At 45.6% G+C, this 18,187-nt stretch carries 14 protein-coding genes; all 14 read left to right on the top strand.

The window, feature by feature from the left end:
• The first annotated feature begins 13 nt into the window (after positions 1–13).
• The 14 genes from FFM80_RS07030 (at position 14) to hrcA (ending at position 18,169) form a co-directional block, all read left to right on the top strand.
• On the top strand, positions 14–799 hold the full coding sequence (locus FFM80_RS07030; protein ID WP_137640165.1) for a phosphatidate cytidylyltransferase: 786 nt from the start codon (positions 14–16) through the stop codon (positions 797–799).
• 43 nt (positions 800–842) lie between these two features.
• Complete coding sequence (gene rseP / locus FFM80_RS07025) at positions 843–2,120, top strand: RIP metalloprotease RseP (RefSeq protein ID WP_137640164.1); 1,278 nt, start codon at positions 843–845, stop codon at positions 2,118–2,120.
• Positions 2,121–2,316: 196 nt separating this feature from the next.
• Entirely contained in the window at positions 2,317–4,026 is a 1,710-nt protein-coding gene (locus FFM80_RS07020) for a proline--tRNA ligase (protein WP_137640163.1), read from the top strand.
• Positions 4,027–4,165: 139 nt separating this feature from the next.
• A complete protein-coding gene (locus FFM80_RS07015) occupies positions 4,166–8,482 on the top strand; it encodes a PolC-type DNA polymerase III (RefSeq protein ID WP_137640162.1) in 4,317 nt (1,438 codons plus the stop codon).
• Between the two features lie 137 nt (positions 8,483–8,619).
• On the top strand, positions 8,620–9,096 hold the full coding sequence (gene rimP, locus FFM80_RS07010) for a ribosome maturation factor RimP (protein WP_137640161.1): 477 nt from the start codon (positions 8,620–8,622) through the stop codon (positions 9,094–9,096).
• Between the two features lie 15 nt (positions 9,097–9,111).
• Positions 9,112–10,353: a transcription termination factor NusA gene (gene nusA / locus FFM80_RS07005; RefSeq protein ID WP_137640160.1), complete on the top strand. Its 1,242-nt coding sequence runs from the start codon at positions 9,112–9,114 to the stop codon at positions 10,351–10,353.
• A gap of 18 nt (positions 10,354–10,371) precedes the next feature.
• Positions 10,372–10,671, top strand: a complete 300-nt coding sequence (gene rnpM / locus FFM80_RS07000) for an RNase P modulator RnpM (protein ID WP_137640159.1) — start codon at positions 10,372–10,374, stop codon at positions 10,669–10,671.
• The gene (locus FFM80_RS06995) at positions 10,661–10,966 is read left to right on the top strand and encodes a L7Ae/L30e/S12e/Gadd45 family ribosomal protein (RefSeq protein WP_137634000.1); all 306 of its coding nucleotides are present in this window, start codon (positions 10,661–10,663) and stop codon (positions 10,964–10,966) included. The genes rnpM and FFM80_RS06995 overlap by 11 nt, the downstream gene beginning before the upstream one ends.
• A 14-nt stretch (positions 10,967–10,980) precedes the next feature.
• A complete protein-coding gene (gene infB / locus FFM80_RS06990; RefSeq protein WP_137640158.1) occupies positions 10,981–13,599 on the top strand; it encodes a translation initiation factor IF-2 in 2,619 nt (872 codons plus the stop codon).
• A gap of 25 nt (positions 13,600–13,624) precedes the next feature.
• Positions 13,625–13,978, top strand: a complete 354-nt coding sequence (gene rbfA / locus FFM80_RS06985) for a 30S ribosome-binding factor RbfA (RefSeq protein ID WP_137640157.1) — start codon at positions 13,625–13,627, stop codon at positions 13,976–13,978.
• Between the two features lie 317 nt (positions 13,979–14,295).
• Positions 14,296–15,219, top strand: coding sequence for a tRNA pseudouridine(55) synthase TruB (truB, locus tag FFM80_RS06980; RefSeq protein ID WP_137640156.1), 924 nt, complete (start codon positions 14,296–14,298; stop codon positions 15,217–15,219).
• Positions 15,220–15,234: 15 nt separating this feature from the next.
• Positions 15,235–16,233 carry a riboflavin biosynthesis protein RibF gene (gene ribF, locus FFM80_RS06975; RefSeq protein ID WP_137640155.1) on the top strand — a complete coding sequence of 333 codons (999 nt, stop codon included), beginning with the start codon at positions 15,235–15,237 and terminating at the stop codon, positions 16,231–16,233.
• Between the two features lies 1 nt (position 16,234).
• On the top strand, positions 16,235–16,951 hold the full coding sequence (gene budA / locus FFM80_RS06970) for an acetolactate decarboxylase (protein WP_137640154.1): 717 nt from the start codon (positions 16,235–16,237) through the stop codon (positions 16,949–16,951).
• 174 nt (positions 16,952–17,125) lie between these two features.
• Positions 17,126–18,169: a heat-inducible transcriptional repressor HrcA gene (gene hrcA / locus FFM80_RS06965; RefSeq protein WP_137640153.1), complete on the top strand. Its 1,044-nt coding sequence runs from the start codon at positions 17,126–17,128 to the stop codon at positions 18,167–18,169.
• Positions 18,170–18,187: the final 18 nt, after the last annotated feature.

Here is an 18,187-nt window from a genome sequence, read left to right as displayed (position 1 = left end):
GGAGTTTTAACTTATGAAACAACGTGTCATTACGGCTGTTGTGGCGTTAATCTTTTTTATCCCCGTGATTTTCCTTGGTGGGATTACACTAGATATCGTGGCAATGGTCCTCGGTGCGATTGCGATGACTGAGTTACTAGTTATGCGCAAGAAGCTCTTAATTTCGTTTGAAGCGATTATCGGGATGTTAGCGGTGATGATTGAGATTGCCCCCAACAAGTGGTTTAACGGCCTGCCTGACCAGTTAAACAAGGCTTACGTGGTTTATTTCTTGATTATCCTCTTACTCTTGCATACCGTTTGGTCACGTAACCGATTCTCATTTGATGATGCCGGGATGTTGACCTTGGGTATTTTCTACATTGGGATGGGCTTTAATTACTTTACGGCCGCTCGTGGTGTGAACGTGCAAATGTTGTTGTACTTGATGTTTATCGTCTGGGCGACTGATAGTGGCGCTTACATGGTCGGTCGGAAGTTAGGTAAGCATAAAGTGACCCCAATTAGTCCGAATAAGACTTGGGAAGGATGTATCGGTGGGAGTATCATCGGGGTTGTGATTGCCACGGCCTTTGCCATTGGATTCCAGGTCGGGTATCACAATTGGCTGAGTATGTTAGTGATCACGATTATCTTATCAGTGGTCGGTCAATTTGGTGATTTAGTAGAATCTGCGTTAAAACGGTACTATGGTGTTAAGGATTCTGGTAAGATTTTACCTGGACACGGCGGGATTTTAGACCGCTTTGACAGTATGTTACTAGTCTTTCCAATTGCCCATCTTTTCGGGTTGTTCTAACGACTAAGCATCCCCACAATTAGTGGGAGAAAGGATCCGCGCATTGATAGTTACGATTATTACCTTTATTATCGTTTTCGGGATCTTAGTGATCGTGCATGAATTTGGCCATTTTTACTTTGCCAAACGGGCGGGTATCCTTGTCCGGGAATTCTCAGTTGGGATGGGGCCTAAAGCGGTCGCATTTCGGCGCAATGCCACGACGTATACCCTGCGATTTTTACCGATCGGTGGGTATGTGCGGATGGCTGGGGTGGCCGATGATGAAGACGACGAGCTAAAGCCAGGAACCCCCGTCAGCCTGCAGATTGGCGCTGATGGTCTGGTGCACTCAATTAATGCTAGCAAGAAGACGACTTTGTTTAATGGGATTCCATTATCTGTGACGGCTACCGATCTTGAAAAAGAGTTGTGGATCGAGGGTTACGAGAACGGTGATGAAAGCGAAGTTAAACACTACGCCGTTGATCATGACGCAACGATTGTTGAAAGCGACGGCACTGAAGTTCAGATTGCCCCAGTGGATGTCCAGTTCCAATCAGCCAAACTTTGGCAACGGATGCTGACGAACTTTGCTGGTCCAATGAATAACTTCATCTTAGCCATCATTACATTTGCCATTTTAGCTTTCATGCAAGGTGGCGTAACTACGGTGACGACTAAAGTTGCTGGTACCACGGCCAATTCAGTGGCCCGTCAGGTTGGAATTAAGACGGGCGATCAGATTGTGGCCGTCAACGGTAAAAAGATGACGAGTTCACAGTCAATTTCACTATTAATTCAAGATAGTCCTAATCAGACTGTCAAACTAGGTGTCAAGCGTGCCGGCACGACGAAGACGATTGCCGTTAAGCCCGCCGCTAAAACGGTCTCTGGTAATAAGATTGGTCAGATCGGGGTCAAGTGGACCACGGCGACTGATCGCAGCTTGGGGGCAAAATTAGCGTATGGGGTTACCGGTTCTTGGAACATTACGAAACAAATCTTCCAAGTCCTCGGTCGCATGGTGACCCATGGGTTTAGCTTAAATGATTTAGGCGGACCGGTGGCCATTTTTGCCACGACGTCTCAAGCCGCCAAGTCCGGTGTCCGTCAAGTCATTTATTTATTGGCGGTCTTGTCGATTAACTTAGGCATCGTCAATTTGCTGCCGATCCCAGCCCTTGATGGTGGGAAGCTCTTGTTGAACATTGTTGAAGGGATTCGCGGCAAACCGCTACGAGTCGAAACTGAAAGTGTGATTACGTTAATTGGTTTTGGCCTCTTAATGTTATTAATGGTCTTAGTGACGTGGAATGATATTCAACGTTACTTCTTCTAAGCTAAGGTTGCGTGCTAGGCTAGCGACTAGGTTAAAATTTTAGTGCAGATAAAATAGTTTTCAAAATTTAGATCGTTGAAAAATGAACGTCGGGTTGGGCCAGTATTGGCTCAGTGGCGTGGTCGCCACGTTTCAGTCGATGCTGGCCCAATCAGGATGAGATTAAAATTGGAACAATTAAGGAGAAAATTTGTAGATGAAACAATCAAAATTGTTAATTCCTACTTTGAAAGAAGTGCCCAATGATGCCGAAGCGCTCAGTCATCAGATGATGTTGCGGGCCGGTTATATTCGTCAGATTTCAGCAGGGATGTATGCTTATTTACCATTGGCCTATCGGGTCTTAACGAAGATCGAAACGATTATTCGGGAAGAAATGGATAACATTGATGCTGCGGAAATGTTAGTTCCTGCGGTTATCCCAGCCGAACTCTGGCAAGCAACGGGGCGTTATGACACTTACGGTCCAGAATTGTTCAAATTAAAGAACCGGCACGATCGTGAGTTTATCCTTGGCCCGACTCACGAAGAAACGTTTACCTCAATCATTCGTGATGAAGTGAAGTCGTATAAAAAATTGCCATTAACGTTGTATCAAATTCAAGCCAAGTATCGGGACGAAAACCGACCACGGTATGGGCTATTACGGGGCCGTGAATTCATCATGAAGGATGCGTATTCCTTCCATGCTGATGAAGGCTCATTAGATGACACTTTCCAAGATATGGCCCAAGCGTATCAAAATATTTTTGAACGTTGTGGCTTAAAATTCCGGTCAATCATCGGTGACGGTGGGGCCATGGGTGGTAAAGATTCGCGTGAATATTCCGCGATTGCGCCCGTTGGTGAAGATACGATTGTGTACTCAGATGCCAGCGATTATGCGGCTAACTTGGAAATGGCTCGGAGTCTGTATGTGCCTAAGAAGTCGCATGCATCGTTACAAGATATGGCCAAGATTGACACCCCTGGCGTGGGTACTATCGAAGAATTAGCGAACTTCTTGAAGGTTGGTGCAGATCAATTGGTCAAGAGTATCTTATTCATGGCAGATGATGAACCAGTCTTAGCCTTAGTCCGTGGTGACCATGAAGTTAACGACATTAAGTTAAAGAACTACTTAGGGGCCGACTTCTTAGAAATGGCGACACCGGAACAAGCTAAACAATATTTGGGAGCAGGCTTTGGCTCATTAGGTCCAGTGAACGTCAGTGATGACGTGAAGATTATTGCGGATCTGTATGTCAAAGATATGGTCAACATTACGGTTGGGGCTAACGAAGATGGTCATCATTTGACTAACGTTAATCCAGAACGTGATTTTCATGCGGAAGATTACGTTGATATCCGGTTTGCTCAAGAAGGTGAATTATCACCTGATGGCGCCGGTGTCTTGAAGTTTACTAAAGGGATTGAAATCGGACATATCTTTAAGCTAGGGACGCGATATTCTAAAGACTTGCATGCAGAAGTCTTGGATCAAAACGGCCGGAACATTCCAGTGATTATGGGCTGTTACGGTATCGGGGTCTCACGGTTATTGTCAGCTATCGCGGAACAACGCGCGGATGAGAATGGCTTAGTTTGGCCAAAAGATATTGCGCCATTTGACGTCCATGTTATTCCGGTTAACGTTAAGAAGGCTGATCAAGTCGAAGTGGCGAACCAAGTGGAAACCCAATTGGAAGCAGCCGGCTATAAAGTCTTATATGACGACCGAAAAGAACGGCCTGGTGTTAAATTTGCCGACTCTGACTTAACTGGGATTCCAGTACGAATCACGGTTGGTAAAAAAGCTAGTGAGGGTATTGTTGAAATCAAGTTACGGCAAACTGGTGAGACTTTGGAAGTTAAGCAAGAAGAAATTGCCAATAACTTAGCGGTTTTGATGAAGAATATCGATTAGGTTTTCCAGTCACGACCGTTGCAAGTTAACTAAAAATTGCGTACACTTGAACCTATTGAGTATGCAGAAATCACCTAGTTTCGAGGCCCATGGAAACTAGGTGATTTTAGTTAGTCACCAAGTTAAAGGAGGAGCACGCGTGAGCTTAAATCAGCAGGAAATGTTTGAGAAATTACTCGAACAAATTGGGATGCCGATGAGTCCCATCTATACGGCTGCGACCATCGAGAAGCTGACCGTTCATCAGACCTCAAAAGTTTGGGAATTTCATTTACATTTCCAACACGTTTTGCCATTTGCGCAGTTTATGGATTTTAAAAATAAACTCCAAATCGCATTTCACGACATTGCCGGGGTTCAGTTGCAGATTACGACTGATGATACTGAAATTAACCCTACCGAATTGGCAAATTATTGGGAATGGATTGTTCAAAATAGTGGGATCAAGTCACCCTTAGTCCAGTCATTATGCAATAGTAACGTGCCGACTTATGAAGATGACCGGGTCTTGCTATTGGCTGAAAATGAAGTCATTCAAAACTTTTTAACTAATCAAGCGTTAGGACCCATTGAAGAAACCTATCAAGCGTTAGGTTTTCCCAAGTTCTCCGTCCATACGATGATTGATGAAACGGCATCACAAGCTAAGATTAAGGCGTTTCATGAACAAAAAGCCAAGTCTGATCAAGAAATGGCGAAGAAAGCTGAAGCAGCGATTAAAAAGGCCAATGAAAAGCGGGCTCAACATGCTGATGAACCGGCCCCAATTAATGGCCCGGTTCAATTAGGGAAGCAGATTAATCCGGCCGAACCAGCTAAGCAGTTAGTGCAGATTACCGAAGAAGAACGTTCGGTGATTATTGAAGGCTACGTCTTTGATATGGAAGTCCGGACGTTGCGGTCACAACGACAATTATTAATTTTAAAAGTCACCGATTATAGTTCGTCGATGGTCGTGAAGAAGTTTTCACGTAATAGTGATGATGAAGCCCAATTTGCTGCGTTACAGCCCGGCATGTGGGTGCGGGTGCGTGGTTCCGTGCAAGAGGATAGTTTCATGCGGGATTTGACGGTCAATGCGTATGATATCAACGAAACGACGCATACGTCGCGCCAAGATACCGCGCCCGCTGATGACAAACGGGTCGAATTACATTTACATTCGAATATGAGTACGATGGATGCAACCAACAGTGTGTCCGATTTCGTCAAGCAGGCTGCTAAATGGGGTCAGCCAGCGATTGCGATTACGGATCACTCCGGTGCCCAGGCGTTTCCAGAAGCGTTTGCGGCTGGTGAGAAGAACAATATTAAAGTCTTATATGGCGTTGAAGCCAATATGGTCGATGACGGCGTCCCGATTGCCTATAACGATGCCCATGTTGATCTGAAAGAATCAACTTACGTCATTTTTGATACCGAAACGACCGGGCTATCAGCGATCTATGACAAAGTCATCGAATTATCAGCGGTCAAGATGGTCAAAGGCAACGTGGTCGATCAATTTGAAGAATTCATTGATCCGGGCTTTCATTTGTCAGAAACAACGACTAACTTAACGAGTATTACCGATGACATGGTGCGCGGCTCTAAATCAGAAGAAGAAGTCTTCAAGTTGTTCCGCGAATTTTATGGTGACGCCATTGTCGTTGGGCATAATGTCACGTTTGATATCGGCTTTATGAATACTGGCTATGCCCGTCACGGTATGGGGCCGATTGAGAATCCGATTATTGATACGTTGACGTTAGCGCGCTGGCTCTATCCAACCTTTAAGAGCTACCGGTTAAATACCTTAGCGAAAAAGTTCAATGTTTCTTTGGAACACCATCATCGAGCCATCTATGATGCGGAATCAACGGGTCATTTGAACCATTTATTCTTAAAGGATGCGGAAGAACGTTATGGCGTCCAGTTCCATGATCAGTTGAATGATCATATGAATGAAAATGCTGCTTATCGGCATGCCCGGCCATTCCACGCCACGTTGTATGCCCAAACGCAAGCTGGGTTAAAGAACTTATTCCGAATTATTTCGTTATCGAACGTCGAATACTATTACCGGGTGCCCCGAGTGCCCCGTAGTATTTTGAATAAGTATCGTGATGGTATTTTGGTGGGCTCCGCTTGCTCGAGTGGGGAAGTCTTTACCGCGATGATGCAAAAAGGGAAAGCTGAGGCGCGACAAAAAGCCGGCTACTATGACTTTTTGGAAGTTCAGCCGAAGCCAGCCTATGCGCCGTTGATTGAAAGCGGCTTGATTGCGGATACCCCGCATTTGGAAGAGATTATTAGCAATATGGTCGAACTCGGTGATGAATTGAAGCTGCCGGTGGTGGCAACTGGCGATGTCCATTACTTAAATCCCGAAGATAAGATTTATCGTAAGATCTTAATTCACTCGCAAGGCGGGGCTAACCCGTTGAACCGAACGGAACGCCCGGATGTCCATTTCCGAACGACTGATGAGATGTTAAAAGATTTTAATTTCTTAGGGGCAGAGACCGCCCATCGGATTGTGGTCGAAAATTCCCAGGCGATTGCCAATCAATTTGAAATTGTCCGACCGGTTAAAGATAAGCTCTATACACCACGAATGGCCGGCGCTGAAGCTGAAATTAAGCAGTTGACGATGGATCGGGCCCATGCGTGGTATGGCGATCCGCTACCAGAAATCGTGCAAGCGCGGGTCGATAAAGAATTAAAGAGTATCATCGGGAACGGGTTCTCGGTGATTTACTTGATTGCCCAACGGTTAGTGTTTAAGTCCAATAAAGACGGCTACTTAGTTGGGTCACGGGGGTCCGTTGGTTCTAGTCTAGTGGCGACTTTATCAGGGATTACGGAAGTTAACCCGATGCCGCCGCATTATCGTTGCCCCAATTGTCAATATTCGCACTTTTATACGAACAACGAGTATGGGTCTGGCTATGACTTGCCACCGAAGGACTGTCCAAAGTGCGGCACAAACATGGTGCGCGATGGGCATAACATTCCGTTTGAAACTTTCTTAGGGTTTTACGGGAATAAAGTCCCCGATATTGATTTGAACTTCTCAGGAGATTATCAACCGATTGCCCATAACTATACGAAAGTCTTGTTCGGTGAAAAGAATGTTTACCGGGCCGGGACGATTGGGACGGTTGCTGATAAGACTGGTTATGGTTATGTCAAAGCTTATGAACGTGATACCAATCAGACGTTCCGAAATGCCGAAGTTGATCGCTTGTCAAAAGGGATTACCGGAGTCAAACGGTCAACGGGGCAACATCCGGCCGGAATTATTGTTGTGCCAGACTATATGGATATTTATGACTTTACACCGGTGCAATATCCAGCCGATGACCAGACCGCGGCTTGGCAAACGACCCACTTTGATTTCCATTCGATTCATGACAACATCTTGAAGATTGATATTTTGGGACATGATGATCCGACGATGATCCGGATGCTACAAGATTTATCCGGGATTAAGCCGGAAAGTATTCCACCAGTTGATCCCAACGTTATGAAAATCTTCTCTAGTCCGGAAGTTTTGGGCGTCACAGAAGATCAGATCTTTTCTAAGACCGGGACGTTGGGAATCCCAGAATTCGGGACGCGGTTTGTCCGCGGGATGTTAGAAGAGACCCACCCGTCAACTTTTAATGAATTATTACAGATTTCAGGGTTATCCCATGGGACCGATGTGTGGTTAGGAAACGCTGAAGAGTTGATCAAGGATGGGACGGTTACACTGGCTGAAGTTATTGGGTGTCGGGATAACATCATGACCGACTTGATCCACTACGGTATGGAATCTGATATGTCTTTCCAAATCATGGAACACGTGCGGAAAGGCCGGGGGATTCCAGACGAGTGGCAACAAGCAATGAAAGATGCCGATGTGCCAGATTGGTATATCGAATCTTGTCTAAAGATTAAGTATATGTTCCCGCGGGCCCATGCGGCGGCTTATATCTTGATGGCGTTGCGGGTGGCTTACTTCAAGGTCTACTTCCCAATGATCTATTACACGGCGTACTTCTCCGTACGAGCTGATGATTTTGATCTGGTGGCGATGTCCCATGGTAAAGAAGCTGTCAAAGCGTCGATGAAAGCCATCACGGATAAAGGGATGGATGCTTCGGCCAAGGAAAAGAACTTATTGACGGTGTTAGAATTAGCCAACGAAATGTTGGAACGCGGTTTTAAGTTCTCGATGGTCGATCTCGAAAAGTCGGATGCGGCGGATTGGCTGATCGATGGTGATACGTTGATTGCACCATTCCGGGCAGTGCCAGGTTTAGGCTTAAACGTGGCGAAGCAAATTGTCGCGGCACGGGCGGATAAACCATTCCTATCTAAGGAAGATTTATCAAAGCGTGGTAAGGTTTCGAAGACGTTAATTGACTTTATGACGGAAAATGGGGTTTTGGAAGGCTTACCTGACGAAAACCAGTTGTCATTATTTTAAAGTTAACAGCTATAAATGGCGTCGAGTTGCGGATTATGCATAATTATGATAATATATGAGTGTAATTTAAAACTCGTTAACGAGTGAGCAGCGATGCTCACTCTTTTTATTGGACTAATCTGGATAGGAGGCGCAACGTGAGCAATAACGTTATTGATACAATTCAACCGTTGGCCCAAGCCATTGTGGCGGCCCACCAGTTTGAATTAGTTGATATTGAATTTGTCCGGGAGGGCCAGAGCTGGTACCTCCGGATTTATATCGACAAACCCGGTGGCATCAACATTGAAGAGTGTGCGATGGTCAGCGATGAATTAAGTGAAAAATTAGATACGATGGATCCGGATCCGATTCCGCAAGCTTACTTTTTAGAGGTATCTTCGCCTGGTGCGGAACGGCCTTTAAAGAAGGAAGCCGATTACCAAAATGCCATTGGTCAATACGTCCATATCGGCTTGTACCAAAAAGTCGACGGCAAAAAAGTGTTTGAAGGCGACTTAGCTGAAGTCACGCCCGAAACCTTGACCATTAATTACTTAGATAAAACCCGTCATAAGACGGTCACTGTTAAGCGGGAACAGATTGCGCAAGCCCGATTAGCGGTTAAGTTCTAGCAAAGGAGTTTACACATGAGTAAGGAATTATTAGGGGCTTTAGACACCCTGGAATCAGAAAAAGGCATCAAAAAAGAAGTTGTGATCGATGCATTGGAAGCGGCTTTAGTGTCCGCTTACAAGCGTAATTACGGTCAAGCTCAGAACGTTGAAGTTGACTTTGACCAAGTAAAAGGTAATATTCATGTTTATGCGGTGAAAGAAGTTGTTGAAGACGTCTTTGATTCACGCTTGGAAGTCAGTTTACAAGATGCGTTAGAGATTAACCGCGCTTACGAAATTGGTGATGACATCCGCTTTGAAGTGACGCCCAAGAACTTTGGACGAATCGCAGCACAAACGGCTAAACAAGTCATTATGCAACGGGTTCGTGAAGCTGAACGTGGGATTATCTTTGACGAATACAGCCAGTATGAAAATGAAATCGTGACTGGGGAAGTCGAACGCCAAGATAACCGGTTCGTTTACGTCAGTTTAGGTAAGGTTGAAGCGGTCATGGGCCGTTCTGATCAATTACCAGGCGAAACATATCGGATTCATGACAAGATTAAGGTCTTCGTGTCAAAAGTAGAAAATGCGACTAAAGGTCCGCAAGTCTTTGTCTCACGGACAGCGCCGGACTTATTGAAGCGTTTATTTGAACAAGAAGTTCCTGAAATCTTTGACGGAATCGTTGAAATCGTTTCAATCGCACGTGAAGCGGGCGACCGGGCGAAAGTTGCGGTTCGATCGAACAATCCTAACGTTGATCCCGTCGGTACTTGTGTTGGTCCTAAAGGTCAACGGGTGCAAACGATCGTTAACGAATTGCATGGTGAAAACATGGATATCGTGGAATGGACCGATGATACGGCTGTCTTTATCGCGAACGCGTTAAACCCTGCTGAAGTTTTAGATGTTATCTTTGATCCAGAAAATGAACGTGGCTGTACCGTGGTTGTTCCAGACTACCAATTGTCATTGGCAATCGGTAAACGGGGACAAAATGCCCGTTTAGCAGCTAAATTAACTGGATTTAAGATTGATATTAAATCTGAGACCGAAGCTTCTGATATAATGGATGCGAACCCAACTGATGTTGCTGCTGCTGAGACCGCTGATGAAGCGCCTGAAACGGCTGACGTTGACGCCGATGATTCAGTCGACTCAGCTGCCAGTGACCAAGCAGTTGAACCAGCACCAACTGAAACCGATCAAGCCACTGCGGATGAAACCTCGGCAGCTGCGAGTGACGAATCAGCTAGTGATGATGAATAACTAAAGGAGGTCTGGGATTTGAGAAAAAGAAAAGTGCCGTTGCGTAAAGATATCGTAACGGGTGAAATGCATCCCAAGAAAGACTTAGTCCGGGTCGTAAAAAACAAGCAAGATGAGGTGTCAGTGGACCCAACCGGGAAGAAACCGGGGCGGGGCGCTTACATTTCACTCGACGTCGAAGTGGCCAACCAAGCCAAAGCCCAAAAGACATTTGATAAGGCGTTTGGTATTAAGGTCGACCCAACGTTTTATGACGAGCTGGTGGCGTATGTCGATCACCAACAAGCCCGAAAGGAATTGTTCGGTGATGACGCCTAAAGAAGCTTGTTTGAACCTACTGGGACTTTCTCGGCGTGCCCGGAAGCAAATTGCCGGCGAAGGCTTAGCTTTAGCTGCAATTCGTAACCAATCAGCCAAACTCGTCTTTATTGCGAGTGATGCTGGTCCCACGACTGTAAAAAAGTTCCATGATAAGGCCCAATCCTATGATGTACCAGTGATCGATACCTTTACTAAGGCGGAATTGAATGCCGCAACCGGGAATCCGCGGACCGTAATTGCAATTACGGATCGTGGTTTTGCCAGAAAAATGGTGGCGATCATGACTAACTAAAGGAGGGTGAAGATATGGGGAAAAAGCGAATTTATGAATTAGCGAAGGAGCTGAACATCCCAAGTAAACAGTTGATTGCGCAAGCACAACAGTTGGGATTCTCCGTCAAAAATCATATGTCGACACTCGGTGACAACGAAGAACGGCAAGTTAAGGCCGCTCAGACGGGCACCCATCCTAAATCTAAAACAACTAGTCCGAAAACTAGTTCAGCTAATACAGCTGAGAATGTGACACGAACTGCTACTAAGCAGCAATCCAACTCGCGTCATCAACAGAGTGGTGATTCTTTGAATAATAATCGAAATAATAACCAAAACAACAACCATAGCCAAAGTCGGAACAATAACGGAAACCATAGCAGTAATAATAGCAATGGTAACCGGACGAACAGTTCACGGCCAACGAATAGCCGGGCCGCTAACGGGCGTAGCACTTCAAGTACGACTGGCAATCGCTCAAATAGTAGTAACGGTAACCGGACTAACAATGCTAGCCGGACGAACAATTCAAGTTCACGGAATAATAGCAATAACCGGTCAAATAATTCATCGGCTAATCGGTCTAATAATAGCGGTAATCGTAGTACGACTGGCAACAATGCTAACCGGAGTAACAACAATAATAACCGGAACAGTAATAACAGCAACGGCAACCGTTCTAACAGTAACAATACCAACAATCGTAACAATAGCGGTAACCGGAATAATAACAGTAGCCGTAACGGTAGCGGTCGATTTGGCGGTAGCTTAAACAACAATAACGGTGGTCGTTATCGTGGTAACAAGCGTCGTGGTAAGAAGATTAACCGTAAGAACCAACGGATTCGGCAAGTGACGAACAAGCCGGCTTCAGTCCGTAAAGATCGGCCATTGCCAGAAACCTTAGTTTATACGGTCGGCATGAACGCTCAAGATTTGGGTAAGATTTTACATCGCGAACCCGCAGAAATCATTAAGAAGTTATTCATGTTAGGCGTGGCGGTTAACCAAAATCAATCCTTAGATAAGGATACGATTGAAGTCTTAGCAGCTGACTATGGGATCAACGCTGAAGAAAAAGTCGAAGTCGATGTTACTGACTTGGATAAGTTCTTTGATGATGAAAACCAAAATATGGCTGATGCAGTGACTCGGGCACCCGTGGTTACGGTCATGGGTCACGTTGACCATGGTAAGACGACCTTGCTGGATAAGTTACGGCATACGCATGTTACTGCCGGTGAAGCCGGTGGGATTACGCAGGCAATTGGGGCTTATCAAGTGAAGCATGATGGTAAGACCATTACCTTCTTAGATACGCCTGGACATGCGGCCTTTACTGAAATGCGGGCCCGTGGTGCTGACATTACCGATATTACGGTCTTAGTTGTCGCTGCGGACGATGGGGTTATGCCACAAACCATCGAAGCCATCAACCATGCTAAAGCTGCGAAAGTGCCAATTATCGTTGCAGTTAACAAGATTGATAAGCCCGGTGCTAACCCTAACCATGTCATGGAACAATTAACTGAATATGGGTTAATTCCTGAAGACTGGGGTGGCGATACGATCTTTGTCCAGATTTCAGCTAAATTCGGTAAGAACTTAGATGAATTACTCGACATGATCTTATTGCAAGCGGAAGTCTTAGAATTAAAGGCTAATCCAAAGCAAAATGCAGCTGGTTCTGTCTTGGAAGCTAGTTTGGATCGTGGGAAAGGCTCAACTGCTACCTTGTTAGTTCAACAAGGGACGATGCACGTTGGTGACCCAATTGTTGTTGGGAACACTTATGGTCGCGTACGGACGATGACTGATGATAATGGTCGTCGTTTGAAAGAAGCCGTTCCTTCAACCCCAATCGAAATTACTGGTTTGAACGATGTACCTGAAGCCGGGGATCGTTTCGTCGTCTTTGATGATGAAAAGACGGCCCGTGATGCTGGTGAAACTCGGGCTAAGCAAGCTTTGATGGACGAACGGAAGCAAACGAACCATGTCACTTTGGACAACTTGTTTGATTCAATGAAGCAAGGGGAAATTAAAGAAGTCGACGTGATTATCAAGGCGGATGTTCAAGGTTCAGTTGAAGCGTTAGCTGGTAGCTTGAAGAAGATCGACGTTGAAGGCGTTCGGGTTAATATTATCCATACTGCCGTTGGGGCCATTAATGAAAGTGATGTCGCCTTAGCCGAAGCAAGTAACGCGATTATTATCGGGTTCAACGTGCGGCCAACGCCACAAGCCAAGTCCCAAGCAGATACCGATGATGTTGACATTCGTTTGCATCAAGTTATCTACAACGCAATCGATGAAATCGAAAGCGCGATGAAAGGGATGCTCGAACCGAAATACGAAGAAAAGATCACTGGTCAAGCCGAAATCCGTGAAATCTACAAGGTTTCTAAGGTTGGGACAATCGGTGGTGGGATGGTCACTGATGGGGTCATCCATCGTGAATCCGGTGTCCGGGTCATCCGGGATGGCGTTGTCATTTATGATGGCAAGTTAGCCAGCTTACGTCGTTTCAAGGATGATGTGAAGGAAGTTAAACAAGGCTTTGAACTTGGTCTCCGGATCGAAGATTACAATGATATCAAGGTTAACGATGTCATTGAAGCCTACGTCATGAAGGAAATTCCAATCGAATAAACAATCCCTCAAGGAGGTGCACATCATGGCACAACATTATCGGGTTGGTCGACTTGAACAAGAAATTCAAAAAGAAGTCGATGATATCTTATTAAAACGCGTTCGTGACCCCCGGGTTGCTGGGTTAACGATTACGGGCGTCACAGTGACTGGTGACTTGCAACAAGCCACAATTTACTACAGCATCTTATCAGACAAAGCATCTGATGGTGAAAAGACGGCCCAAGGACTTGAAAAAGCTAAAGGGTTGATCCGCAGTGAATTAGGGTCACGGTTAAGCATCTACAAGACCCCTGAATTAATTTTTGAACGGGATACTTCTGTTCAATATGGGAGTCGTATCGATGAATTAATCAATAACTTAAAACGCCAAGATTAAGTGGTGGTTAGGTTTTAAAGGCAGTTCCTATTATGGGAGCTGCCTTTTTGTTTGGTCGAGGATTGAATCTTAAGTTGTGGCGTTTGGTTGCCGCGCTGGTCCGCCCGTTGTTGACAACCGGTTATCTTTGACTAAACGCTTATCTTTCAACAGTTACCTTAGCTAGACGGCAATTTTAACTAGCGTCAAGCGTGATTATTTAAAAAAGGTGGCAAGTTAATCAAGTGCTAACAGTTGGCTAGTAGCTCATCACGTGTCTTTTTTGCAGTGATTGACTTGTGTTATACTTAAACGAGTTAATTTTAAGGAGTTTTATCATGTCAAATGGAATATTACCGCTTTACAAACCACGCGGAGTCACCAGTTTTGACTGTGTGGCAAAAATAAGAAGATTATATCAAACTAAAAAAGTTGGTCATTCAGGAACCCTAGATCCAAGTGTTGACGGTGTTTTGCCAATTTGTATTGGAAACGCCACCAAAGTGGTTCAATTCTTAGTTGCTTCTGGTAAACAGTATCAAGGCAGTATTACCTTGGGCTTTGCTACCACGACGGAAGATCTAGATGGTGATGAGATTGCTCGTGAAGCTGTGACGGCACCATTCAGTGCGGCCCAGATTGATGCGGCACTAGCCCAAATGACGGGCGAGATTACCCAGATTCCACCAATGTTTTCAGCCGTTAAAGTGAACGGCCGTCGTTTATATGACTATGCTCGCCACGGCGAAACCGTTGAGCGGCCTAGTCGCCAGATTCAGATTGCTAGCTTTGAACAACGACAACCAGCAACATATGACGCCACGACGCAAACGCAGACGATTTATTTTACGGTGGCTTGCAGTAAAGGGACGTATGTCCGGACATTAGCCGTCGATGTGGGTAAAAAGCTCGGTGTGCCAGCAGTAATGAGTGATTTAACCCGCTTGAAGAGTGGCGGCTTTACTTTAGATCAAACGGTAACGTTAGCCCAGATTGCGGAACACGTGGCGGACGGGACCGCGGATGACTTATTGTCACCAATTGAAATGGCACTAACAGCCTATCCGCAAGTCGCTTTGAGTGATGAGCAATGGTCACGCGTGCGAAATGGTGCTTGGTTAGCTGCTGAAGAAGGCCAACAAAAAGATCCAGATGCGAACACATTGGTTGCGTTAACTTACCAAGACCGCATAAAATGTCTATATAGTTATCGGGTTGCGGAATCGTGTTACAAGCCCTTTAAAATGTTTGCAGTGAATTAAGAGGAGTTTTTTGATATGCAGGTGATTAATTTAACTTATCCATATGCTGCCAGTCAAATTCCGGCCGGGCCAATTGTTTTGGCGCTCGGCTTTTTTGACGGGGTGCATCGTGGCCATCAACAAGTCGTAAAAACAGCGCGGCAAGCGGCCCGAGCCACAGGTGCCAAATTGGCCGTCATGACGTTTGACCAGCATCCATCGGTCATCTTTGCTCACCAGGATCCAACCAAAGTGCGCTACTTAACCACAGTGACGCAAAAGGCGGCGTTAATGCAAGAGATGGGTGTTGACCTGATGTACGTATTGCACTTTGATCAAACGGTCGCTGCGATGCCTGCACAAACGTTTGTCGACGATCTAATTGTGGGACTCCATACTCAAACGGTAGTGGCGGGCTTTGACTATACTTATGGACCGGCCGATGTGGCGAATATGCAGCGTCTAGGTGACTATGGTCGCGGGCGCTTTGAAATTATTGAGGTTCCCAAAGCGGTTGAATCGCAGACTAAGATCAGTTCGACACGAATTCGCCAAGCTATCGATACCGGCCAGCTAGATGAAGCCAATGCGTTATTGGGCTACCAGTACGAAACTGCCGGGACAATCGTCCACGGTGAAGCGCGTGGGCGAACGCTCGGCTTTCCAACGGCGAATGTGGCGCATTCAGCTAATACTCGCGTCCCCGGCGTCGGTATTTATGCCACGATGGTTAAAGTTGGTGAGCAATGGGTGGCCGGGATGGCCTCAGTTGGTCGCAACGTCACGTTTGGTGATGATCGGCCGATTACGGTTGAAATCTATTTGTTGGATTTCAGCGGCGATATTTATGGACAGACGGTGACCGTTCGCTGGTGTCATTGGATGCGTGGTGAAGTGAAGTTTGACGGGGCAGCGGGCCTAGTAGCGCAATTGCAACATGACGAACAAGCCACCCGGGATTACTTCGTGGCCCGGCCATTTCAAGCTAGTCCGCGGTTGACTCAGTTGACAGCAGCTTTAAAGGAGAATGATTAAGATGGCAGTAGATACAACGACGATTTTTCAACATGGAACATTAGGGTTGTTAGTGCCAGGATTATACGATGGCACGATCACAGCTGGTGAGTTGTTAACCCATGGTGATACTGGGATTGGAACGTTAAACGGTCTTTACGGGGAAGTCATCATCTTAGATGGTCACGCGTATCAAGCCCGTGAAGACGGTCAAATCCGGGAGATTGCTGCGGACGAAACTTTACCATTTGCCTCAGTCCATTTTGAGAAGCCAGATGCCAGTGCTGACTTGACCCCAATGAGCCAGGCTGATTTTGAAGCGCAGATGTTGAAGGATTATCAGTTACAAAATATGTTTGCCGCGATTCGCGTTGATGGGACTTTTAAGAAAATCCATACACGGGTAGCTCCTCGGCAACAGCGACCATACAAGACGTTAGTGCAAGCAACGGCTACCCAGCCAGAGTTTAAGGGTGAGCATGTCACTGGGACGATTATTGGCTATTACGCGCCGCACTTGTTCCAAGGGGCCACGGTTGGCGGCTATCATTTACACTTTTTAAGTGCGGATCATCAATTAGGTGGGCACTTGTTAGGGTTTGAAATCGATCAAGCGACGGTTAAAGTGCAACGTTTTGCTGACTTTAAAGTCCACTTGCCAATTGATAACACAGCCTATTTACAAGAACAATTTGATAATCAAGAAATTGATTCGGCCATTAATAAGGCTGAACGATAAGATTGAATGAGTCTGGGAACTGGGTTCCGAGGCTCTTTTTGCAGTGATCGCCTTTTTTAGCACTCGGCTAATTATTTTGCTAAAAAACTTTGTCTTTCCTTGACTTTAACCCATGAGGTTGTTATATTAGTAATTGTGTTAGCACTCCATTAAGTTAAGTGCTAAAAAGAGGTGATGATCACGTTAACTGAACGACAAAGTCTGATTTTAAAGGCCATCGTCCGTGACTATACCGAAGGCGGTAACCCCGTGGGATCCAAATCATTAGTCCAAGAGCTACCAATTAAGGTGAGTTCGGCGACGATTCGTAATGAGATGGCCCATTTGGAAGCGTTGGGATTGATCGTCAAAACGCATTTATCTTCAGGTCGTATTCCATCTATTAAAGGCTATCGGTATTATGTTGATCATATTCTGAAACCTGAAAAAGTAGATAGTAAAGACTTGAAAGTCATCCAGCATTCATTGGGTGGTGAATTTCATAAAATCGATGAAATCGTGGCGCAATCAGCGGATATCTTGTCACAATTGACTAGTTATACGACGTTTACGTTACGGCCTGAGCTGAAACATAGCCGGTTAAGCGGGTTTCGCTTAGTGCCGTTAGGGAATCATCAGGTGATGGCGATTCTGGTCACAAACAACGGTGACGTTGAGAACCAGACTTTTACCATCCCGAATGATTTAACCGGCGATGAATTGGAACCAGTCGTTCGTTTTATCGATGATCAATTGATCGGTCTGCCGTTACAAGACGTATTGGCGAAGTTACAACAAGAAATCCCATTGAAATTATCGCATTATTTGCAAAATCCCGATGGCTTTCTGGATATTTTCGGCAGTGTATTGTCCAAGGCAGCTTCTGAACGATTCTACGTGGGTGGCAAGTTGAACTTGTTTGACTATACCACCAAGCAAAATCCGCAAGAAATGCGATCATTGTATTCATTATTAGACCAAACGGATAACTTGGCGAATGTGATCGGTACACCCGGTCAGCATATCCAGGTTCGGATTGGTAATGAAATCACCAACGATTTGTTGAAAGACTACAGTTTGATTACGGCGACGTATGACGTTGACCAGCATGGCCAAGGAATCATTGCGGTACTAGGGCCGACTGCGATGCCTTATTCCCGCACGATTGGGTTGATGGGCGCATTCCAACGTGAGCTCGCACGTAAACTGTTAGAATATTACCGGTACTTTGACGAGTGACGGACAAGGAGATGAACT

The sequence above is a fragment of the Lactiplantibacillus dongliensis genome, assembly GCF_005405105.1.
In the GTDB taxonomy this organism is placed as follows: Bacteria; Bacillota; Bacilli; order Lactobacillales; family Lactobacillaceae; genus Lactiplantibacillus; species Lactiplantibacillus dongliensis.
The sequence above is the reverse complement of the archived record's forward strand: the minus strand, read 5'-3'. Positions and strand labels throughout refer to the sequence as shown.